The organism is Sinobaca qinghaiensis (genome assembly GCF_003610495.1).
In the GTDB taxonomy this organism is placed as follows: Bacteria; Bacillota; Bacilli; order Bacillales; family Marinococcaceae; genus Sinobaca; species Sinobaca qinghaiensis.
In genome coordinates, this window is sequence record NZ_RAPK01000009.1 from 156,902 (window position 1) to 177,507 (window position 20,606).

General features: G+C 44.8%; 22 protein-coding genes and 1 tRNA gene. 2 read left to right on the plus strand and 21 right to left on the minus strand.

Annotated elements, in window-relative coordinates:
* Window positions 1-196: 196 nt before the first annotated feature.
* From ATL39_RS10525 to mce, 5 genes are all read right to left on the minus strand, one after another.
* Window positions 197-1,057, minus strand: a complete 861-nt coding sequence (locus ATL39_RS10525; protein WP_120193322.1) for a fructosamine kinase family protein — start codon at window positions 1,055-1,057, stop codon at window positions 197-199.
* Window positions 1,054-1,530, minus strand: coding sequence for a low molecular weight protein-tyrosine-phosphatase (locus tag ATL39_RS10530; protein WP_120193323.1), 477 nt, complete (start codon window positions 1,528-1,530; stop codon window positions 1,054-1,056). Before ATL39_RS10530 ends, ATL39_RS10525 begins: the two co-directional genes overlap by 4 nt.
* Window positions 1,531-1,663: 133 nt before the next feature.
* Window positions 1,664-2,122: a YaaR family protein gene (locus ATL39_RS10535; RefSeq protein WP_120193324.1), complete on the minus strand. Its 459-nt coding sequence runs from the start codon at window positions 2,120-2,122 to the stop codon at window positions 1,664-1,666.
* Window positions 2,123-2,194: 72 nt separating this feature from the next.
* Window positions 2,195-3,316: a M20/M25/M40 family metallo-hydrolase gene (locus ATL39_RS10540; RefSeq protein WP_120193325.1), complete on the minus strand. Its 1,122-nt coding sequence runs from the start codon at window positions 3,314-3,316 to the stop codon at window positions 2,195-2,197.
* A gap of 8 nt (window positions 3,317-3,324) precedes the next feature.
* The gene (gene mce / locus ATL39_RS10545; RefSeq protein ID WP_120193326.1) at window positions 3,325-3,750 is read right to left on the minus strand and encodes a methylmalonyl-CoA epimerase; all 426 of its coding nucleotides are present in this window, start codon (window positions 3,748-3,750) and stop codon (window positions 3,325-3,327) included.
* 118 nt (window positions 3,751-3,868) lie between these two features.
* Here mce and prli42 point away from each other — a divergent pair, with 118 nt between their 5' ends.
* On the plus strand, window positions 3,869-3,961 hold the full coding sequence (gene prli42, locus ATL39_RS17430) for a stressosome-associated protein Prli42 (RefSeq protein ID WP_170146907.1): 93 nt from the start codon (window positions 3,869-3,871) through the stop codon (window positions 3,959-3,961).
* 38 nt (window positions 3,962-3,999) lie between these two features.
* Here prli42 and ATL39_RS10550 read toward each other — a convergent pair whose 3' ends face one another.
* From ATL39_RS10550 to ATL39_RS10610, 13 genes are all read right to left on the minus strand, one after another.
* Complete coding sequence (locus ATL39_RS10550) at window positions 4,000-5,022, minus strand: aromatic acid exporter family protein (protein ID WP_120193327.1); 1,023 nt, start codon at window positions 5,020-5,022, stop codon at window positions 4,000-4,002.
* A gap of 145 nt (window positions 5,023-5,167) precedes the next feature.
* A tRNA-Arg gene (locus tag ATL39_RS10555) sits at window positions 5,168-5,242 on the minus strand.
* A gap of 63 nt (window positions 5,243-5,305) precedes the next feature.
* Window positions 5,306-5,671 (minus strand): hypothetical protein, encoded by a 366-nt coding sequence (locus ATL39_RS10560; RefSeq protein ID WP_120193328.1) that lies wholly within the window; start codon window positions 5,669-5,671, stop codon window positions 5,306-5,308.
* 108 nt (window positions 5,672-5,779) lie between these two features.
* Window positions 5,780-6,202: a BrxA/BrxB family bacilliredoxin gene (locus ATL39_RS10565; protein WP_120193329.1), complete on the minus strand. Its 423-nt coding sequence runs from the start codon at window positions 6,200-6,202 to the stop codon at window positions 5,780-5,782.
* An 88-nt stretch (window positions 6,203-6,290) separates the two neighbouring features.
* A complete protein-coding gene (locus tag ATL39_RS10570) occupies window positions 6,291-7,328 on the minus strand; it encodes a metal ABC transporter solute-binding protein, Zn/Mn family (protein WP_120193330.1) in 1,038 nt (345 codons plus the stop codon).
* Window positions 7,329-7,465: 137 nt separating this feature from the next.
* On the minus strand, window positions 7,466-8,689 hold the full coding sequence (locus tag ATL39_RS10575; RefSeq protein WP_120193331.1) for a dihydrolipoamide acetyltransferase family protein: 1,224 nt from the start codon (window positions 8,687-8,689) through the stop codon (window positions 7,466-7,468).
* 13 nt (window positions 8,690-8,702) lie between these two features.
* Entirely contained in the window at window positions 8,703-9,686 is a 984-nt protein-coding gene (locus ATL39_RS10580; RefSeq protein ID WP_120193332.1) for an alpha-ketoacid dehydrogenase subunit beta, read from the minus strand.
* Window positions 9,686-10,690: a thiamine pyrophosphate-dependent dehydrogenase E1 component subunit alpha gene (locus ATL39_RS10585; protein WP_120193333.1), complete on the minus strand. Its 1,005-nt coding sequence runs from the start codon at window positions 10,688-10,690 to the stop codon at window positions 9,686-9,688. The genes ATL39_RS10580 and ATL39_RS10585 overlap by 1 nt, the downstream gene beginning before the upstream one ends.
* A 14-nt stretch (window positions 10,691-10,704) precedes the next feature.
* Window positions 10,705-12,132: a dihydrolipoyl dehydrogenase gene (gene lpdA / locus ATL39_RS10590; protein ID WP_120193334.1), complete on the minus strand. Its 1,428-nt coding sequence runs from the start codon at window positions 12,130-12,132 to the stop codon at window positions 10,705-10,707.
* A gap of 18 nt (window positions 12,133-12,150) precedes the next feature.
* Complete coding sequence (gene buk / locus ATL39_RS10595) at window positions 12,151-13,245, minus strand: butyrate kinase (RefSeq protein WP_120193335.1); 1,095 nt, start codon at window positions 13,243-13,245, stop codon at window positions 12,151-12,153.
* A complete protein-coding gene (locus ATL39_RS10600) occupies window positions 13,245-14,345 on the minus strand; it encodes a Leu/Phe/Val dehydrogenase (protein ID WP_120193336.1) in 1,101 nt (366 codons plus the stop codon). Before ATL39_RS10600 ends, buk begins: the two co-directional genes overlap by 1 nt.
* 1 nt (window position 14,346) lies before the next feature.
* Entirely contained in the window at window positions 14,347-15,273 is a 927-nt protein-coding gene (yqiS, locus tag ATL39_RS10605; protein WP_120193337.1) for a phosphate butyryltransferase, read from the minus strand.
* A gap of 133 nt (window positions 15,274-15,406) precedes the next feature.
* The gene (locus ATL39_RS10610) at window positions 15,407-17,125 is read right to left on the minus strand and encodes a sigma-54 interaction domain-containing protein (RefSeq protein ID WP_120193338.1); all 1,719 of its coding nucleotides are present in this window, start codon (window positions 17,123-17,125) and stop codon (window positions 15,407-15,409) included.
* Window positions 17,126-17,219: 94 nt separating this feature from the next.
* Here ATL39_RS10610 and ATL39_RS10615 point away from each other — a divergent pair, with 94 nt between their 5' ends.
* The gene (locus ATL39_RS10615) at window positions 17,220-17,441 is read left to right on the plus strand and encodes a DUF2627 domain-containing protein (RefSeq protein ID WP_120193339.1); all 222 of its coding nucleotides are present in this window, start codon (window positions 17,220-17,222) and stop codon (window positions 17,439-17,441) included.
* A gap of 49 nt (window positions 17,442-17,490) precedes the next feature.
* Here the strand turns inward: ATL39_RS10615 and spo0A are convergent, their stop codons facing one another.
* From spo0A to ahrC, 3 genes are read right to left on the minus strand one after another with little or no spacing between them, the layout of a single operon-like run.
* On the minus strand, window positions 17,491-18,252 hold the full coding sequence (gene spo0A / locus ATL39_RS10620) for a sporulation transcription factor Spo0A (protein ID WP_120193340.1): 762 nt from the start codon (window positions 18,250-18,252) through the stop codon (window positions 17,491-17,493).
* A 52-nt stretch (window positions 18,253-18,304) separates the two neighbouring features.
* Entirely contained in the window at window positions 18,305-20,029 is a 1,725-nt protein-coding gene (recN, locus tag ATL39_RS10625; RefSeq protein WP_120193341.1) for a DNA repair protein RecN, read from the minus strand.
* A gap of 32 nt (window positions 20,030-20,061) precedes the next feature.
* Window positions 20,062-20,511: a transcriptional regulator AhrC/ArgR gene (gene ahrC / locus ATL39_RS10630; protein ID WP_120193342.1), complete on the minus strand. Its 450-nt coding sequence runs from the start codon at window positions 20,509-20,511 to the stop codon at window positions 20,062-20,064.
* Between the last annotated feature and the right edge of the window lie 95 nt (window positions 20,512-20,606).

The following is a 20,606-nucleotide window of genomic DNA, read 5'->3' on the forward strand; positions in this document are numbered from 1 at the left end:
TGAATACAAATTGCCTCTAGTACTGAATCTTCCCTCCCCTTAAAGGGAATAAACCTGACACAGGCTTTTTCAGGAGGCACCTGATTATAAAAAAGCAGCCCCGTTTTCCGGGGCTGTCGGTATCTGCATCCTTACTTCCTGCAGAGATTTTTATCTATATACAAAAGCAGCTGTTTTCACGACAGGTTATGCCCGACTATTTATTCACTCTGGCATAGCGCTGCAGCACCTGGTCGACAGAAGCACCGTAGGTTTCACCAAAAATATTTAAATGAACAAGCAGGTAATACAGCTGATACAACGGTCTGCGATCTTCAAACTCTTTGGACAAAGGATAGACCGATTCATAGGAAGAATAAAATGCCTCTGAGAATCCTCCAAATAGATATGTAAAGGCTATATCGAATTCCCTGTCACCATAAAAAACGGCTGGATCCATCACGCACGGCAGCCCGCCGGGACCTCCGATCCAATTGCCGCCCCATAAATCACCATGTACTTTTACAGGGGCACCTTTGGAAGGAACCCATTCTGAAAGCCGGCTCATAATATCGTATGCATTCCGCTCTCTTTGAAGCGTCAATCGTCCCATCGATCTAGCCAGATCAAGCTGTGGTTTCAAACGTTTTTCCCTGAAAAAAAGGAGCCAGTCCTCTTCCCAGCCGTTCACCTGAGGCAGTTCCCCGATGAAATTGTCTTCTTCGAGACCGTAAAAACTGCCGGTTTGTGAATGAAGTTCTGCAATGCCGCTGCCAAGACGTTCTTCTGCCTGCCTGCTTTTTTCACCTGAGACAAATTCCATCACAATATACTTCTTGCTCCATGTGTATACTTTTGGAACGTACAAGCCCGCCGTTCCTCTTATAAAATCCAGTCCGGCTGCTTCCTGCCTGAAAAAATCCTGCGGTGCTTCTTCATGCCACTTTACAAAAAAATCTCCTTCAGATGTCCGTGCCCGATAAGCAGTACTGATACTTCCTCCGCTTACAGGTTCTATACCTGTGATGGAAAGACCGCTATCTATTGTCCGGACAGCCTGTTCTATTTTTGATTTCATAGACCCTCTCTCTTTCTCACCCAGTTTAGCAATGGCTTACAGCTTTGTTCTATCATATCATAGACCCCTGAGAAATCACCCGAGAAATAAGGATCAGGTACATCTGTGCCTGTTTGTATCTCCGGATGGAAGTCGAGCAGCTTATGTACTGCTTTTACAGAGTCCGGAGAAATGAGAGAACGTACCGTTTGTTCATTCTCATCATCCATCACGATAATATACGTATCTTTCGATACCTTCGTTTTATCAAACAAGGAAGCCTTGAGCTCCGAAGTATTTATCTGGTGTTCGTTTAATACTTCCAGTGTTTTTTCATGGGGCGGGCGCCCGATATGCCAGTCTCCCAGCCCGCAGGACTCGATTTTCACAGCGTTCTCCAGGTTTTCTGCAGCTGCACAGCTACGAAATACCGCTTCAGCGATTGGAGACCGGCAGATATTGCCAAGACAGACAAAAAGCACATGGGTTTTCATGAAAACCCCTCCTTGTCAGTATTTTAACACGATTTCCTTCTAATATAAAAATGGCCGGCTGCTTCAATAAGCAACCGGCCTGGAAAATGTAAAGATATATGCGTATCTGTTATTTTTTGAAGGGCGCTCTGGCTCAGGCATAAAGATGAACTAGCAGGCCTTTAACGATTCCAGCCTGTTCCAGTACATCAATCCGGGTTTTTTCTTTGTCAAACACTGCTTTTGACAGATCAAGCAGACTTTCTTCGAGCTCCCCCGCCGGCTTCCAGAGTTTTAAAGAGCGCCTATTGGAGAATTCATGTTCTTCCGTGAATTCAAAACCGGTTTCAACTGTTTCTTTTAAGAACTGCCTGACCAGATCCTTATACTTCTGCAGGGCACCGAGCGTGCGGTGCTCTGCCAGATATTCCCCCTGCTTTTGAAGAGCCTGTTTAACATTTTCCAGCTTTTCTGTGTGGTGGCCTCTAGCTGAGCTCTGCAGCATGTCAGAAAAGGCTTTGGCAGGTTTTGCCGATGGATCAGCGGCAGGCCTGATCCCTTCAGCTCCCCACTTTCCAGGCTTTTGCAGTCCGGTTATATCCATATCCATCATTCCCTTGCTCGTTGTACTTATGATATCGGCTGAATTTCTATAAAATTAACATCGGATGATTGATAGATTCCATTATTCTGAAACGCTGTGTGAAATAATTGAGAGTACTACTTCCGTAATCTTTACTAGTTCGCTTATCGGCATTTTTTCATTTGTTGTATGAATTTCTTCGTAGCCGACTGCCAAATTAACTGTAGGAATACCGTAGCCGCTTATAATATTGCCATCGCTTCCTCCACCGCTCGTTAAGAGCTCAGGCGTTCTGCCGGCCTTTTTGATGCCGTGCTGGGCCGTTTGGACAACGGTGTCTGCTTCGGAAAGCTTGTAGCCTGGGTACATAATATCAATTTCGACCTCTGCCTCAGCTCCCATTTCTTCCGCTGCTTCCTCAAAGGCCTTTTTCATTTCCGCCGCCTGCTTATCAAGCTTTTCCCTGACAAGTGAACGAGCTTCCGCTAAAATATAAACTTCATCGCATACGATATTAGTCTGGGAGCCGCCTTCAAACCGGCCGATGTTTGCGGTCGTTTCTTCGTCAATCCGTCCGAGCGGCATTTTGGACACCGCTTTGGATGCGACGGTAATAGCGGAAATACCTTTCTCAGGAGCTACTCCGGCATGCGCGGTTTTTCCTTTAATGACAGCTTTTATCTTTGCCTGTGTCGGTGCGGCAACGATAATGTTTCCTACGTCGCCGTCGCTGTCGAGCGCATAGCCGTAATCAGCTTTTAACAGGCTCGTATCCAGTGCCTTCGCTCCTACGAGCCCGGACTCTTCTCCCACTGTAATAATAAACTGAATATCTGCGTGGGCAATATTCTGCTCTTTTAACTGCCGGATCGTTTCCAGCATAGCTGCAATCCCTGCTTTATCGTCTGCTCCAAGAATAGTCGTTCCGTCGGTTTTAATGTAGCCTTCTTCGATAAATGGTGTAATGCCTCTGCCTGGTACGACCGTATCCATATGGGAGGTAAAGTATAAAACGGGGCCGTCTTTTTTTGTACCCTGCAGCGTGATTACCAGATTGCCGGCCTCATGTTCCGTAGTGGATGCAGCATTATCTTCTTGAACATCGCAGCCAAGCGCTGTGAATTTTTCTTTCAGCACGAGGGAAATTTCTTTTTCATTTTTCGTTTCAGAGTCTACTTTCACCAATTCTATAAATTCGTCTACGATCCGCTGTTCATTTACCATAGCTGTTATCAGTCCTCTTTGTTTGATTTGTCGCATAGTTCCACCAGCACCCGTCCACTGTCTCCTGGATGCAGAAAAGCTACAAGCGCCCCGCCTGCTCCGGGAGATGCATGTTCCTGCAGAGTACGGATACCCTCGTTTCTTATTTCTTTGAGACGTTCTTCCACACTTGTTACGCCGAGGGCTACATGATGAATGCCCTCTCCTTTTTTTTCAAGAAACGTAAAGACAGCCCCTTCACTTCCGGTTGGTTCCAAAAGCTCAATTTTTGATTCACCAAGGGCCAGAAAGGCTACTTTTACGTGCTGCGCTTCTACCGTTTCCGTGCCAAGCAGCTCCAGTCCCAGAACCTCTGTATAAAATGGCAGGCTCTGTTCAATAGACCGGACAGCAATACCAATATGATCTAATTTATGAGGCGGCTGCTTCAGCATAATCAGTCTCCTTTCCATATTGAAGAGGGCTGGAATTCGTCCTCTTTCCTGTGGTATGATGGCACATATGAGTGACGCCTGGAATCGGGAAAACATATAGGAGTCAGGAGGATGAATCGTGCCAAAAAATTTCCAGAAAATAATCATTTACATCATGATTATAACATTAGTCGTCGGCAGCCTGTTTACAGGCGCTGCAGCATTTTTCTAAATAGTATACACAAGATAAAAACCCGGGTTTCCGGGTTTTTATTTTTTTGAGCCTTTCTTATTTAAATCTCTCGTCAGACGTTTTCCTGATACGTTATGCGTCCGCTTCGGATCCGGTTTAAACATTTTTTTAATCGTCAAATACTCTTCTAGTTCATGAAGAATATAAAAAAGGCCGGAGCGCACTTCAAATTCTTCTCTGGTCTGCGGCAGCGGCATTTCTTTAATTTCCTCTCTTAATTCATCGAGACGTATCAGAAAATACCCAGCCGTGTTTCCCGGACTGACCGCTTCGCTTAATTCCTCCATAAATTCAGCCATTTTTTCTCCCTGAATGACCGTATCCCCAAAGGTAGAGATAAAAGGAAGAATGCTTTCAAGCACATCGAACTGTTTTTCCCTCATTGCAAAATAATGATAAAAGTAATCATCGTATCGAAGATAGTGATTATCGATATTGCGGAGTGCTTTGCTTTTTCCATCGCTTAATAATGTCGAGGCGGTAGTAATTTCTTTTCCATCCCAGGAGGAATCGCCTTCTTTTAAATACTTCGCATATTCTTTCCAGATTGTACGGAAACAGTCTTCTACTTTAACCTGATCCCAAAGAAGATCGCGTTCTGCGTTTGGCATGTATAAGTTCATAATCAGAGCCACGCCTATCCCGATTCCAAGCAGCGCCAGTTCATTTATCCACAACGCCGCACTGGCCTCTCCTACAGTATAGACATGGAGAATCAGCACTGCTGATGTTACTATTCCTTTTTTGGCCCCTACGCTGACCGCCGAAGGAATGAATAATAAAAACAGAATGGCAATGGACACAGCGTGATAGCCTAATAATTCAAAAATTAATGTAGCATAAAGCAGCCCGATCAGGCACGCTACTATCCGCTCTCCGGAAATTTTCAGGGAATCCCGTTTCGTTATCGATATACATAAAATAGTAATAATTCCGGCAGAAACGAAAAAATCCAGTTGCAGCAGCTGTGCCAGAAAAATGGACACTGCTGCACCGAGAGCTGTCTTAACGGTTCTGTATCCTATCGTGAATCTGGCCATATGCAGTTCCTTTCAAGCTTCATTTATACCGCTCGTTTTTATTATAACGTAAATACTTTCCTGCGTTCAGTACATTTCTATTCTTTTCCGTGCAGAAATAAAAAACGAGTTCCTTTATATAAAGGAACTCGATCATTCATATGTATGGCGCGCCTACCAGGATTCGAACCTGGAATACGAGAACCGGAATCTCGCGTGATATCCCTTTCACCATAGGCGCAATAAGAAGCAGCGTTTATTATTTTAATAAAATAAACAGCTGATGTCAACGCCTTTTCAATAATTAGCTGTCTTCTTTTTTGGAACCTTCTTCGAGCATAGCTTCGAACCGCTCACGAATTGCTTCTTCTCCGTATCCAAGCTGATTGATTCGTTTTGTGAAATGCTGGGCGTACATAGTGGTACGGTCAGCCATTTTACGGTATTTCTTCGCCTGGGAGCTGTTTCTTTCCTCTTTGGCCCGGTTTTCTGCATTGGACATAATACTCTCTGCTACAAAAAGCCCTTTCCATAGTTCATCTTCGGAAAACTGCTCTGCGTTTTCATCAAAATGAGAAATAACGTTTTGGTAATAGGCCCGGAATTCTTTAAAAGGGATTTCATCATCCATATTTAAATATTCCTGCACCTGATTGTACATTTCTTCCATGTTTATCCGCCGCCTTTTATGTATGAATACCAGATGAAATTATACCATATCTGAGCCTGTGATAGTCAATAAAAAACCGAAGAGATAAAAATCTCTTCGGTTTGTTCATCAGCAGTATTCGTCAAATGCTTTTTCAAGCTGCTGTACTACTTCAATTGGTTCATGGCCTTCAATTTCGTGGCGTTCCACCATACGGACAATTTCTCCATCTTTTAACAGTGCAAACGACGGGGAAGAAGGCGCATACCCCGTAAAGTAAGATCTTGCTTTTTCTGTCGCTTCTTTATCCTGTCCGGCGAATACCGTAACGAAACGATCCGGCTGCTTTTCGTAGTTTCTCATGTAGGCTGCTGCCGGACGGGCAATTCCTCCTGCACATCCACATACAGAGTTAACCATAACAAGCGTTGTTCCTTTATCAGTTAATGTAGTATCTACATCATCAGTTGTTGTTAAAGGCTCGTACCCTGCTTCTTCCATTTCTTTTCTTGCCGTTTGTACGACATCATTTATAAAATAATTAAAATCCATCTGTAAGCACCCTTTCTTCTTTATGACTAGTGTACATTTCTATTGTACATAAATAAAGAAAAAAGTAACAAGGATCTGCATTTATCGTTTAATTGTTTAAAGCCTGATCCAGGTTGCTTACATTCTGCTCCATTAAACTAAAGTAGTCTTCCCCGCTGTTTATTTCTTCTTCCGAAAGCGACTCCAGATTATGAAGTTCGAGCGCCTCGGCTCCTGTTTCATCCTGAACGACATCTGCTGTATTCGATGGAATATTCTGCTCCACCATCACGTAGTTTAAATTGTTTTCCTCAGCAAGAGCTATAATTTCCTGAATCTGACGCTGGGATGGTTCATTTGAAGGCGAAAGGCCGCTGATGCCAATCTGGTGGATATCATATCTTTCTTCCCAGTATCCATACCCTGCGTGGGAAACTAAAAAGGAGTCTTTTTCTGAGCCGGATGCCATTTCGGAAAAGTCACTGTCCAGGCTGTCCAGTTCCTCAGATAATGCATCATAATTTTCCTGGAAGACAGCTTCCTGCTCCGGATTTTTGGAAGCCAGCTCATTTTTTATAGTTTCTGCTGCTTCTTTTGTAAGAGCGGGGTCAAGCCATACGTGTGGATCCTGATCTCCATGGCTCTCTTCTTCTTCAGCGTGCTCCTCTTCGCTGTGGTCTTCTTCCTCCTCATGGGCATGTTCTTCATCGTGACCATGCTCCTCATCGCTGTGGCCGTCTTCTTCAGCATGGCTGTGGTCATGCTCGTAGGAGGCAAGCTCCATTCCGTTCGTTACTTCCAGGCTTGTTACGTCTTCATTTTCAATGGAGTCATTAATGGCACCTGCAAAACCTTCCATTCCCGCTCCTGTATACACAAACATATCGGATTCCGCAATATCCACCATCGTCTGAGCCGTTGGTTCGAAGTTATGTACATCGGTACCGGCAGGCACAATATTGTTCACCTCTACATGTTCTCCGCCTATACGTTCTGTTACGTATTCCCAGGCGTAAAGCGTTGTATATACCTGCAGTGCTTCATCTTGATCTCCGGACGCTTCTGAATCTTCCTCACTGCTTCCTCCGCATGCTGCCATTGCAAGCGATGCACCGGTAATCAAAGAGTATAATAGTGTTTTTTTCATGCTTAGTACTCCTTTTTTGGTCTTTTCTTTTATATTGAAAACAGCATATCGTAAAAGTTACGATTTGTAAACAGGAATGGTTCTTTTTTAAAACAGAAAAAAACCTTCTTTTTTAAGAAGGTTTTCGACTTACTGTATTATCCGGAAATCTGCTCTAATTTATTTTTCATACTCTGCAGGAACCGTCCGCAGACGAGACCGTCCAATGCCCGGTGATCAAGTGACAGGCACAGGTTTACCATGTGGCGGATCGCAATCATGTCTCCCGGCATAACAACCGGACGTTTGACAATTGATTCTACAGACAAAATGGCTACCTGCGGCTGATTAATAATCGGCGCAGATTGGATGGAACCGAAGGAACCGGTATTGTTAACGGTGAAAGTGCCGCCGCGCATGTCCTCTCCCGAAAGCGTTCCTTTTTTTACTTTATCGGAAATAGAGGCCACATCTTTGGCAAGGCCTTTAATATTTTTTTCATCGGCATGCTGGATTACCGGCACATAAAGAGCCTCCTCCGTAGCAGCGGCTATCGATATGTTAATATCCTTTTTCTGAATAATTTTATCTCCCTGCCAATAGGCATTTAAAGCCGGAAATTCTTTTAAAGATTCTGCTGCAGCCTGGATAAAAAATGGCAGAAACGTAATTGGATACCCTTCAGCCTGCTTAAAGGCATCTTTCATACTGTTGCGGTAATTTACCAGGTTGGTAACATCCACTTCTATCATTGTCCACGCATGCGGAATTTCCGATTTGCTTTTGCTCATATTTGCTGCAATCGCTTTTCTTACACCAGCAATCGGAATTTCTATATCTCCTGCCGCCGTTTTTTCAGGGGCTGCTTTCACAGCTGGAGCGCTCTGCTCTTTATTTTCCAGTTTCTGCTCAGTTGTTTTAGGAGACGGATTCTGCTGAGCTGCCTCCACGTCTTTTTTTGTGACGCGTCCGTTTCGGCCACTTCCCTGAAGCGAAGAAAGATCTATTTGATACTGCTGGGCAAGCTTCAGCACAACAGGAGAGTATCTATTCCCGCCCGCTGCCTTATCTGTAGTTTTTTCAGCAACAGCACCGGCTTCGACGGGAGCATCCGGCTTTGTATCCTGTTCTTCGGAAACTGCTCCTTCTGCTTCTATATAGCAGATCAATTCACCTACTGCCACCGTTTCATCCTCTTTAGCTACAAGTTCCTGAATCGTTCCATCAAACATAGATGGCACTTCCGCATTGACTTTATCGGTCATGACTTCTGCCAGCGGATCATATTTTTTCACTTTATCCCCCGGCTGCACGAGCCACTTGGTTATTGTTCCTTCCGTAACGCTTTCACCAAGCTGGGGCATTGAGATTTTTTCAGCCATACTTTCATCCCCCTTAATATTCTGCCAGATCTCTCATGGCCGTTTCTACTTTATCCGGATTCATCATAAAATACTTTTCCATAGGCGGAGCGTATGGCATTGCCGGCACGTCAGGTCCTGCCAGGCGTTGAATAGGGGCATCCAGATCAAACAGGCAGTGTTCTGCAATAATGGCAGCCACTTCGCCGATAATGCTGCCTTCTTTATTGTCCTCGGTAATCAGCAGCACTTTCCCTGTTTTTTTTGCGGCTTCAATAATCGCTTCCTGATCGAGCGGATAGACGGTACGCAGGTCGAGAATGTGGGCCGAATGTCCTTCTTTTTCCAGCTTTTCAGCGGCCTGCAGGGCAAAGTGAACACAAAGTCCGTACGTAATAACCGTTATGTCTTCCCCTTCTCTTTTAATGTCCGCCTTACCGATAGGGAGCGTATAATCTTCATCAGGAACGTCTCCTTTTATTAAACGATACGCCCGTTTATGTTCTAGAAATAAAACGGGATCATCGTCACGGATCGCGGCTTTTAAAAGGCCCTTCACGTCATAAGGCGTCGACGGCATGACGACTTTAAGTCCCGGCACCGACGAAAACAATGCTTCTATAGACTGGGAGTGATACAATGCCCCGTGCACGCCGCCTCCATATGGGGCACGGATCGTGATCGGGCAGTCCCAGTCGTTGTTTGACCGGTAGCGGATCTTGGCGGCTTCCGATACGATCTGGTTAAATGCCGGCATAATAAAATCAGCAAACTGCATTTCTGCCACCGGTCTCATTCCATACATGGCAGCTCCAATAGCAACACCCGCTATAGCCGATTCAGCCAGCGGCGTGTCCATTACGCGTTCATCACCGAAGGTGGCATGCAGACCGTCCGTGGCCCGGAATACACCGCCGCGGGCGCCGACATCTTCACCCAGCACAAATACATCTTCATCCCGGTGCATTTCTTCTTCAAGTGCTTTTGTAACTGCCTGAATGTAAGTCATAACCGCCATTATGCATCCCCTCCTTCTTTATATACATGTTTGAGCGTATCTTCGGCTCTCGCATACTCTGCTTTTTCGGCTGCCTCTGTCGCAGCGTCGATATCTATCGTAATACGTTCGATCATTTTCTCTTCTACTTCATCCGTAAGAATGCCGGCATCTCTTAAACGAACGGCAAACGTATAAACCGCGTCTTTTGTTTTTGCTTCCGCCACTTCTTCTTTCGTGCGGTAAGAACGATCATCATCATCACTTGAATGTGGTGTAAGCCGGTAGGAGACCGTTTCAATTAATGTAGGTCCTTCACCGTTTCTTGCCCGGTCGGCTGCTTTTTTCACAACGTCATATACAGCAAGCGGGTCATTGCCATCTACGGTGTACCCCGGCATTCCATACCCTGACGCCCGGTCCGATACTTTTTCGCAGGCCAGCTGTTTTTCGATTGGAACACTTATCGCATATTTGTTGTTCTCACACAGTAAGATGACTGGGAGCTTATGAACTCCTGCGAAGTTCGCCCCTTCGTGAAAGTCCCCTTGATTGGAAGATCCTTCTCCAAACGTAGTAAAGGCAACAAAACCTTTCTTTTTCATCTTACTGGCAAGTGCAAATCCAACCGCATGCGGCACTTGGGTGGTAACCGGCGAAGACCCCGTAACAATCCGGTTTTTTTTCTGGCCAAAGTGACCCGGCATCTGCCTGCCGGCTGAATTGGGATCATCTGCTTTCGCAAAACCGGACATCATTAAATCTTTTGCGGTCATACCAAATGTAAGTACGACCCCGATGTCTCTGTAATAAGGCAGAATATAGTCTTCTTCTGTATTCAGCGCCATTGCAGCGCCAACCTGTGCGGCCTCCTGGCCCTGGCAGGAAATAACAAACGGGATTTTACCGGCACGGTTTAGAAGCCACATACGTTCATCAATTTTTCGTGCGAGCAGCATTTTTTCGTACATTTCAAGAACCTGTTCGTCTGTCAGACCAAGGTTCCGGTGGGTTAGTGCTTCCATCGTTTCCGCCTCCTTTATGAATGAACTGCTAATCCGTCCACGGCCAGCACCGCTTCTCCAAATGACTCGGACAGCGATGGGTGCGGATGAATGGTTTCCTTTATTTCCAAATGGGATGCATCTAGTATTTTAGCCATCGCGGCTTCACTTATCAGCTCCGTTACGCCGCTGCCAATCATATGGACGCCTACTAAATCATCCGTATCTTCATCAATGATTATTTTCACAAATCCCTCTGTGTTTCCATTAACAAGAGCTTTTCCTATTGCCTGGAATGGAAACGAACTTGTTTTCACACGCAGGCCTTTTTTGTCTGCTTCTTCCTGACTCATACCAATACTTGACGCTTCCGGACTGCTGTAAATGCAGCGCGGCACTGTTTGATTATCAAGAGGCAGAGGATCCCTGCCCAGTATGTGGTCTACAGCAATCGCTCCCTCTTTTGAAGCCACATGAGCCAGCTGCAGGCCGCCGATGACGTCGCCAATGGCATAAATATGCGACTCTTTTGTCTGGTACATGCCGTTTACTTCGATAACGCCATTCTTTATTTCGATATCGGTATTACTGAGGCCGATATCTTCCACGTTGGCTTTTCTCCCAATGGAAACAAGGACCTGCTCTGCTTCGAACGCCTGATCATTTCCGCTGTTGTCTACGGCATGAATGGTAACTTGTTCTTCCAGCATTTCTGTTTCACCAGCTTTTACTTTCGTGCCTGTAAGTATCTTCACGCCTTTATTCTCGAGCGCTTTCTGCATTGCTTTGGATACGGCTCCGTCTTCTCCCGGCAGTATTCTCTCCGCATATTCAATTAACGTAACCTCTGTTCCGAAATCATTAAACATTGAGGCCCATTCCACCCCGATTACTCCACCGCCTATAATAACAATCGAGGCCGGCAGTTTTTTTAGTTCCAGTACATGTTCAGAATGAAGAATCCGGTTTCCGTCTGTTGGCAGACCTTCTAGTTCAGCAGGTCTTGATCCTGTCGCTATTATTACCTGTTTTGGAATAAGCATAGTATTCTCTTCTTTATCGGTGCGCTCTACTGAAATGGTTCCGGCACTTGGGGAAAAAATAGACGGTCCCAGAATCCGCCCATATCCATCGAATACGTCTATTTTTCCTTTTTGCATCAAATGCTGCACGCCGCGGTGAAGCTTATCCACAATGTCGTTTTTTCTTTTTTGTACTTTATCAAAAGCAAGCGTCACATTATCAGCCGTAATGCCGTAAGATTCACTATGCTGTATGGCCTGAAACATTTCCGCGCTTTTTAATAAGGATTTGCTTGGAATGCATCCTTTATGAAGGCAGGTACCGCCTACTTTATCTTTTTCTACAATTGCTGTTTTTAATCCTGCCTGAGCGGCTTTAATGGCAGCTACATATCCACCGGTGCCGGCTCCTAATATAACCAGGTCATACTCTTCGGCCATCGCTGAATTCCCCCTGTATTAATATTTTTTTGCTTTAGTTCCTGTGTTCCATGTGTTATATGCACCTGTGAATAAAGCAGCTATTTCATCTTCTCCGGGATAATGCAGAACAGGAGCTATCCAGCTGATATAATTCTCAAGCTCCCGGCATATCCAGCTGCTGTTGGCTATTCCTCCGGTAACGATTAACGCATCGACCCGTCCTTTTAGAACAGAAGCCATAGCACCTGCTTCTTTGGCCGTTTGATATACCATGGCACGCAGTACGGAGTCAATTTCTGTATCGCCTGCATCCTTTCGTTTCTCCAGCGCAGCCGTATCGCTGGTTTCAAAATAACTTTTCAGCCCGCCGTTGCCTACATACCTTTTTTTCAGCTGACTTTCTGTATAATTTCCTGAATAAGCTTCTTTTATAACATCTCCTACAGGAAGAGTTCCCGCACGTTCCGGTGAAAAAGGTCCTTCTCCGTCCAGCCCGTTGTTTACATCTATCACTTTTCCGAAAGCATGGGCACCGACTGAAATTCCCCCTCCCAGATGAATAACAATCAACTGGAGTTCTTCGTATTCTTTATTAAGTGCTGCGGCCGCTTTCTTAGCAGCAGCTTTTTGGTTAAGGGCGTGGAAAATGCTTTTCCGCTCCATCGACTTTATGCCGGTAAATCTGGCAAGATCCTCGAGCTCATCTACAACCACCGGGTCTGTAATATATACCGGAGCCTCGTTTGTTTCCCGGCTCAGCTCCACTCCGATTACCGCTCCTAAATTGGAAGCATGTTCCCCGTATTTATTTGTCGACAAATCCGAAATCATTTTATCATTAACTTCATAGGTTCCGCTCTCTACAGGTCTCATCAGGCCGCCCCGGGCTGTGATCAGCCCGATGTCAGACAGATGTATCTGATGGGATTTCAGAGATTGCAGTATGGCCTCTTTCCGGTCCTGCTTTTGCTCTTGTATCCGCTTGTCGAGCATCTCTTTTTCCTGCATATGAGAAATTGTTTCTCTATATAATTCCGATTCACCCTGGTAAACTGCAATTTTAGTAGAGGTGGATCCCGGATTTATAATCAATGTGTACAGGTTATCACCGGCTGCGTTTTGTTCGTTCATTACCTATCCCGCCTGCTTAATGTATGCTGCTGCTTTGTAAGAAACTGGGACGTGGACCGTTTCATGAATTCGATCCGCTCCTCGGCCATTCTATCCGCTGCTGCATAGGTTGGGATATGGTCTCTTTTGGAAATTTCCATTACTTTTTTTATGTTATCATAAACGCCTTCCACTCGTTTAAACGCGCGCTCTTGATTGTATCCGTACAGTTCGTCTGCCACGTTGATCACTCCGCCGGCATTGATTACATAATCAGGAGCATAAACGATTCCTCTTTCATGCAGCAGATCGCCGTGTTTATTGTCCTGCAGCTGATTGTTTGCAGCTCCTGCTATAACTTTCGCTTTCAGTCTGTCTATCGTGTCATCATTAATGACGGCTCCGAGTGCACACGGGCTGAAAACATCACAGGCTGTATCGTAAATATCTTTTGGATCAACCGCTTTTGCATTAAAATCCTGAACGGCTCTCATAACGGAATCTTTATGAATATCCGTTACGATAATAGTGGCTCCTTCTTCATGCAGATATTTACAAAGCTGATAAGAAACGTTCCCTACTCCCTGCACCGCCACCGTTTTACCGGCAAGGTCATCGCTTCCGAATGCTTCATTTACCGCAGCCTTCATGCCTACATACACGCCATACGCTGTAACAGGGGATGGATTTCCGCTGGAGCCGAATGCCGGGGAAATGCCTGTTACGTAGTTTGTTTCGGCATAAATCATATCCATATCCTCAACAGTGGTTCCAACATCCTCTGCCGTTATATAGCGGCCTGCAAGTCCCTGAATATAGCGGCCGAATGCCCTGAACATAAATTCATTTTTATCTTTCCTGGGGTCCCCGATAATAACGGCTTTTCCGCCGCCAAGATTTAATCCCGCTGCCGCGTTTTTATAGGTCATTCCTTTAGAAAGACGAAGCACATCTTCAAGCGCTGCTTCTTCACTCGTATAATTCCACATGCGTGTTCCGCCTAATGCCGGTCCTAATGTTGTGTCATGAATGGAGATGATAGCTTTTAGTCCGGACGTTCTATCCTGGCAGTAAACGATCTGTTCGTAATCATACTGCTCGAGCTTTTCGAATAATTTCATTTTAACGACCCCCTGCTGCAATATTTTGTTCGAATTCGATCATATGACAGGCCATAGCAATGGAATACAGCTTACTTTTGTTGGAATCTGCTCTTGATGTGAGCACAATTGGGGCTTTTGCTCCTGCTATAATACCGCCTACTTTTGCCTTGGAAAAATAAACCAGCGATTTATAAAGCGTGTTTCCTATTTCTACGGTCGGAACAAGCAGAATATCCGCGCGTCCCGCCACTTCCCCTTGTATTCCTTTATAGGCGGCCGCCTCTGTGGAGATAGCATTATCGAGTGCAAGCGGGCCGTCTACCGTACAATGTTTGATCTGTCCTCTATTATTCATGGCGGTAAGAACCGCCGCATCAAGCGTCGACTGCATATCCGGATTAACTACCTCTACGGCTGCCAGAGCCGCTACTTTAGGATGTTCAAATCCCATCGATCTGGCTGCATGGACAGCATTTGCGATAATATCGGCCTTTTTAGTTAAGTCCGGCGCTATATTCATGGCAGAATCTGTCAGAAAAATAAATCGTTCATATTCAGGAATTTCAAACATAGCTACATGTGAAAGTGTTTTGTTTGTTCTCAGCCCGTATTCTTTATTTAATACGGATTTAAGAAGATCACTTGTAGGAAGCATGCCTTTCATTAAAATATCGGCTTTTCCCGTTCGCACAGCCGTGACTGCAAGCCTTGCCGATTCTTCCATATCCCTCGTCGGTATTACTTTGATATGGTTATATTCATTTAACCCGGCATCGTGCAGAAGCCTGCGGATTTTCTCTTCTTCTCCATACAGACGAAATGAACCTAACCTGCAGTCCAGAGCTTCTTTCACTCCTTCAATTACCTTCGCATTATCAGCGGCTGCCACCGCGATGGTTTTCTGAGGATGGGCGTGTACCTGCTGCATTACATCGTCTAGATTCATGAGCCTCTCCTTTTATATGTATTCAAACACTGTTAATGCAATCTCCGTGCCATTTATCCGCCGCTCTATACGGTCATTTTAGTCAGTTAACTATGCACATTTTTTCATACCATGCATAAAATTGCATGCAATATCATTCAATTTTATGTTTTTGCATTTTATTATATAACGTCCTCAGGGAAATTTTCAGATGCCTGGCTGCTTGGGTTTTATTGCCTCCGCAGATTTTTAATGCATGAAGGACTGCTTCGGCTTCTATCTTATTTACCTGCTCCTCGAGCCCCTCAGTCTGCAGATTAAATGCAGACATTTGAAGAGGGGCCGGTTTGTCTGCCTCCAATACCGGCAGGTGATGCTTTTCCATTATTTTTTCCTGGGGGCCCATAGTGATAACGGCACGTCCAAGTATATTTTCCAATTCTCTTACATTACCGGGCCAATAATACCCGGATAAATAGGAAACCGCCGGCGGCGAGATCGTTGTAACGGAACGTCCATATTCCTGGTTAATGCGTTCTAAAAAATAATAGGAGAGCTCGTAAATATCTTCTTTTCTTTCGGATAAGGAAGGAACAGTTATAGGCATACGCTGCAGCCTGTAGTATAAGTCCTCTCGAAAGGTTCCCTCTTTCACTGCTTTTTCCAGCGGCTGATTTGTAGCTGCAATAACCCTGGCTTCCACTGCTATGCTTTTCACTCCGCCAACCCGAACTACTTCTTTTTCCTGAAGGACCCGGAGCAGTTTGGATTGTGCTGAAAAGCTCAGCTCTCCGATTTCGTCCAGAAAAATGGTGCCCTGGGCCGCTTCTTCAAACAGGCCTTTCTTCCCTCTTGGATCTGCACCGGAAAAAGCACCTTTTTCATAGCCGAACAGTTCACTCTCTATTAAGGTTTCCGGTATAGCAGCACAGTTGACCCGTACAAATTTATCATATCTTCTTGCACTTGCATTATGTATAGCATGGGCAAACAGCTCCTTCCCTGTTCCGGAATCTCCTCTTAGCAATATAGTTACGGGAAGATCGGCACTCAGCTTTGCCTGTTCGATAGAAACGCGCAGGGCTTCTGACTTTCCGACGATATCTTCAAACGTATATTTAGCTTCGAGCGTGCGCAGACGCTGTCTGGTACGTTCGAGCTCTTTTGTAAGCTCTCTTAGTTCCGATACATCCTGCAGAATCCCTACGCTTCCCTTAAGCATGCCCCCGGCAATAATTGGTGAGACATTGACCAGCACTTCTTTATGCGACGGTCCCACTCTCATCGGCACACGGCGAAACGATTTTCCTGTCTCAAGTACTTTCATGTGCATACTGCTGCCCTCCGCAATGTCAGTGTGGGCAGGTTTGCCGATTATATCTTTTTCCTGAAGGCCGGTCAGCCTGGAATAAGCAGGATTAATAACCATGCCGTTCCCTTTTTCGTCCACGACGGAAATAGCTTCATCTGATGATTGAATGATAGATTCAAGCATTTCCTTCATGCGCTGCAGATCTGTCATTTTAGCAGCCATTTTTTCGATCTGGGTTGTATCTTTAAATATAGAAAAGGCCCCTATGCATTGATCCTCATAGTACAAAGGCATTCTGGTTGTGAGAATAGAGATGCCGTTGGGAAATTTCATGGCCTGGTTCACCTGTCGTTTTTTAGATGCTATAACGTCCATAAGACCAGTTTCCGGAAGCACTTCTTTTACGTGTGCTTTCATCGCTTTTTTTTGGCTGATACCAGTCATTAACGACGCAGCCTTATTGAACAGCACAATTTTTCCGTTTTGGTCTACTGCTATAATACCATCATTAGCTGCTTCTATGACCAGATCATTAATTATTTTATTTGATTTTTTATTCATCTGTACCTCCCTGGATAAAGGTTGTCTGTAACCCGACTCTTACGCTACAATAACATTGTACAGAAAAATATACATAGTGCCGGGAGAGGTTTGTATGCGCTTTATCGCTTTATTAATACTCGTTATACCTGGATTTTTGGCTGCCTGGGGCATCAAGCTGATGCGGGACATGCTTTTTCAGATTCTGCAGCCTCCTTTTCCCTTTTTATGGCTTCAGTTTATCACAGGACTTCTTTTATTGATCGGAGGTGTTTGGTTCATAGCTGGATTTGTTCTCTATCGGGACCGGAAAAACAAAAAAGCAGGAGTAAAGTAATCAGCCCGGAAAAGGGGACTACTTTCACTCCTGCTTTTTTTCAGGACAACTATCTTGCAGAAGACAGCTGATCGGCTGCCACTGCTATAAATACGGAATTGGATGGTTTGGCGGCAGCATCTTTCCGGCCGGCAAACATTGTATCCAATTTTTCTTTCTCCTCTTTTGCCCAGCACACTTCAATAGCATGCCGGATGGAGCGTTCCACCCTGCTGGCTGTAGTATTGTGCAGAAAGGCGATCTGCGGATAGAGCGATTTCGTGATTGCCTTTAAATAATCCGGATCTTTTTTCACTAAAACAATGGCATCTTTTAAATACATATACCCTCTGATATGAAGTGGAATGCCCATTTCTTTTAAGAAGGCTCCTGCCTGCTCTTCAATTAAAGGGCTGTACGTTACTTCTTCTGCTGAAGACACAGCGGCAGCCGCTGATGGCTCGTGCACTCCTCTAATATGTGAAACAAGAGACTCCATATCAAAAGGCTTCAAAATATAGTAGGAGGCGCCAAGTTCTACTGATCTTTTAGTAATATCTTCCTGCCCGAATGCCGTAAGCATTATGACCTTAGGGGGCTGAGTGTGCCGGAGGTCTTTTATCTTCTGCAGAACAGCCAGTCCATCGATATGCGGCATAATGATATCGAGTACGAGCACATCAATCGATTTTTCAACCACCATATTAATGCACTCCTGACCGTTGTAAGCCCAGCCTGCTACTTCCATATCTGCCTGATTGTCTACATATTCTTTCAGCAGTTCGATTAATTCTCTATTGTCATCTGCAAGCCCTACTCTGATCCTGCTCATAGTCTATTATCCTTTCCAGCTATCTTCTCCAGGCCGGTACGTCTTCTGACCTCTATTTGTTTAGAACTTTCATTTTTTCAGCCATTGACAGGATTTCATTTGCATTCTCTTTTGTGAGCTCTGTTACTTCCACACCTGAAATCATCCGGGCGATTTCATCTATTTTTTCCTGTTCCGGCAGCGGTGTTACGGTTGTGATCACTCTATTGTCGTTTTCTTTCTTTTCAATATACAAATGGTTATCGGCCATAGCTGCCACCTGCGGCAGATGGGAAATACAGAGAACCTGCGAGCCTCTTGAGACGCGGTAAATTTTCTCCGCTATCGCCTGGGCTACTCTTCCGCTCACTCCGGTATCTACTTCATCAAAAATAAGAGAAGTTACACTTTGAAAACCAGATAAAATAGTTTTCATTGCGAGCATAATTCTGGATATTTCTCCGCCGGAAGCAACCTTTGCCAGAGGCTTCAGCGGTTCACCGGAATTAGTTGATAGCAGAAACTCCACTTTATCCCTGCCGTTTTCATTAAAGAATACTGACTTATGCTTGTCCTGATATTCCTGCCCACGTGACAAATCCGTCATTTCGACTTTCAGCTGGGCGCTTTTCATAAACAGGGACTGAAGCTCTCGCTGCACTTCTTCAGCGAGCGCCAGCCCTGCCTGCACCCGTATATCTGTCAGGGTCTGGGCATCAGCGGACAGATCCAGAAAAGACTGGTGCATTTTCTTTTCATACATTTCCAGACGCTCGTCTTTATTATCCAATGATTCTATTTCTTCTTCAATCTTAGCCGCATATTCAAGCACTTCATCCACTGAACTGCCGTACTTGCGTTTGAGCTGGCGGATCTCATCAAGCCTTTTTTCGATATCGTTCAGGCGTTCCGGATCAAAAGCAAGTGAGTCGGCGTGCTCCCTTAACGAATAAGTGGCTTCTTCGAGGGCAAAATAAGCCGAATTGACGGATTCAAGGAGCTTTTGAAGGGATTCATCGATGGAAGCCGCGTCTTCAATATTGGATACTGCCATACCGGCCCAGTCCAGGGAACGTCCTTCTCCATACAGGCTTTCATATGCTTCATGAAGAGAACGGTAAAGTTTCTCACTGTTGGCAAGAACGTAGCTTTCTTTTTCAAGCTCCTCGTCTTCTCCCGGGCGGAGTTCCGCCTGTTCAATTTCATTTAATTGATATTTAATGAAATCGAGCCTGTTTGCGGTGTCCTGATCACTTTCTTTCAGCTGGCTCCATTTTTTCTTCCAGGAAACAAACGTTTTATACCGCTCTTTATAGTCCTGCCGCGCTTCCCGCAGATCACTTCCTGCATAGCTGTCCAGCATGAATAAATGTTTTTCGGTCTGCATCAGTTCCTGATGCTCATGCTGGCCGTGAATGTCGACCAGGCTTTGTCCCATTTCACGAAGAATAGCCAGCGTAACAAGTTTGCCGTTTATCCGGCATATACTCTTCCCCTGGTCGGTAATATCCCGTCTTAAAACGAGCATACCTTCTTCTAATTCAATTCCTGCCTCAATCAACTTGTCTTTAGCAGGATGATCACTGCTGACATAGAACAAGCCTTCAATTTCAGCACGTTTCTCTCCATGTCTTACATATTCTACGGAACCGCGGCCGCCAATAAGCAGTCCTATTGCATCAATAATAATTGATTTCCCGGCCCCGGTCTCTCCTGTCAGTACAGTAAGTCCTTCCGAAAATGGAACAGTTAATGACTCAATAATGGCAAAATTCTTAATGGATAATTCTTCCAGCATTTCGTACGCACCTCAGTCAGCACCTATAGAATTTAAAGCATATCTAAAAAACGATTGGAAATAAAAGTAGTATGTTTACGCTCTTTGCAGATAATTAGAATAGTGTCATCTCCGCAGATGGTTCCCATAATTTCTTCCCAGTCCAGGTTGTCAATGAGAGCTCCAACAGCGTTAGCATTTCCGGGCAGCGTTTTCATTACAATTAAATTCTCTGATTGATCAATTCCTACAAAGCAGTCGATAAGAGCTCTTTTCAGCTTTTGAAGCGGATTAAAACGCTGATCAGCCGGGAGGCTGTATTTATAACGTCCGTCCATCATAGGCACTTTTACTAAATGAAGTTCTTTAATGTCTCTGGAGATAGTTGCCTGTGTAATATTATACCCGGCATTCTTTAATCTTTCGACCAGTTCATCCTGTGTTTCAATATCTACGTTCGTAATTAACTCTCTAATTTTTATATGTCTTTGTCCTTTATTCATTCTCGTTCCTCCCTGAGCAGTATACATTACATCTATCATACCTAAAAATTTATATTTATACAATATGATGTTTTATTCATGCATACGCGCCGGAG

What these genes read in the sequence shown, in the direction of transcription:
- ATL39_RS10525 (WP_120193322.1), bottom strand. Translation starts at nt 1,057, where the DNA reads ATGAAATCAAAAATAGAACAGGCTGTCCGGACAATAGATAGCGGTCTT.
- ATL39_RS10530 (WP_120193323.1), bottom strand. Translation starts at nt 1,530, where the DNA reads ATGAAAACCCATGTGCTTTTTGTCTGTCTTGGCAATATCTGCCGGTCT.
- ATL39_RS10535 (WP_120193324.1), bottom strand. Translation starts at nt 2,122, where the DNA reads ATGATGGATATGGATATAACCGGACTGCAAAAGCCTGGAAAGTGGGGA.
- ATL39_RS10540 (WP_120193325.1), bottom strand. Translation starts at nt 3,316, where the DNA reads ATGGTAAATGAACAGCGGATCGTAGACGAATTTATAGAATTGGTGAAA.
- mce (WP_120193326.1), bottom strand. Translation starts at nt 3,750, where the DNA reads ATGCTGAAGCAGCCGCCTCATAAATTAGATCATATTGGTATTGCTGTC.
- ATL39_RS10550 (WP_120193327.1), bottom strand. Translation starts at nt 5,022, where the DNA reads ATGGCCAGATTCACGATAGGATACAGAACCGTTAAGACAGCTCTCGGT.
- ATL39_RS10560 (WP_120193328.1), bottom strand. Translation starts at nt 5,671, where the DNA reads ATGGAAGAAATGTACAATCAGGTGCAGGAATATTTAAATATGGATGAT.
- ATL39_RS10565 (WP_120193329.1), bottom strand. Translation starts at nt 6,202, where the DNA reads ATGGATTTTAATTATTTTATAAATGATGTCGTACAAACGGCAAGAAAA.
- ATL39_RS10570 (WP_120193330.1), bottom strand. Translation starts at nt 7,328, where the DNA reads ATGAAAAAAACACTATTATACTCTTTGATTACCGGTGCATCGCTTGCA.
- ATL39_RS10575 (WP_120193331.1), bottom strand. Translation starts at nt 8,689, where the DNA reads ATGGCTGAAAAAATCTCAATGCCCCAGCTTGGTGAAAGCGTTACGGAA.
- ATL39_RS10580 (WP_120193332.1), bottom strand. Translation starts at nt 9,686, where the DNA reads ATGGCGGTTATGACTTACATTCAGGCAGTTACAAAAGCACTTGAAGAA.
- ATL39_RS10585 (WP_120193333.1), bottom strand. Translation starts at nt 10,690, where the DNA reads ATGGAAGCACTAACCCACCGGAACCTTGGTCTGACAGACGAACAGGTT.
- lpdA (WP_120193334.1), bottom strand. Translation starts at nt 12,132, where the DNA reads ATGGCCGAAGAGTATGACCTGGTTATATTAGGAGCCGGCACCGGTGGA.
- buk (WP_120193335.1), bottom strand. Translation starts at nt 13,245, where the DNA reads ATGAACGAACAAAACGCAGCCGGTGATAACCTGTACACATTGATTATA.
- ATL39_RS10600 (WP_120193336.1), bottom strand. Translation starts at nt 14,345, where the DNA reads ATGAAATTATTCGAAAAGCTCGAGCAGTATGATTACGAACAGATCGTT.
- yqiS (WP_120193337.1), bottom strand. Translation starts at nt 15,273, where the DNA reads ATGAATCTAGACGATGTAATGCAGCAGGTACACGCCCATCCTCAGAAA.
- ATL39_RS10610 (WP_120193338.1), bottom strand. Translation starts at nt 17,125, where the DNA reads ATGAATAAAAAATCAAATAAAATAATTAATGATCTGGTCATAGAAGCA.
- ATL39_RS10615 (WP_120193339.1), top strand. Translation starts at nt 17,220, where the DNA reads ATGCGCTTTATCGCTTTATTAATACTCGTTATACCTGGATTTTTGGCT.
- spo0A (WP_120193340.1), bottom strand. Translation starts at nt 18,252, where the DNA reads ATGAGCAGGATCAGAGTAGGGCTTGCAGATGACAATAGAGAATTAATC.
- recN (WP_120193341.1), bottom strand. Translation starts at nt 20,029, where the DNA reads ATGCTGGAAGAATTATCCATTAAGAATTTTGCCATTATTGAGTCATTA.
- ahrC (WP_120193342.1), bottom strand. Translation starts at nt 20,511, where the DNA reads ATGAATAAAGGACAAAGACATATAAAAATTAGAGAGTTAATTACGAAC.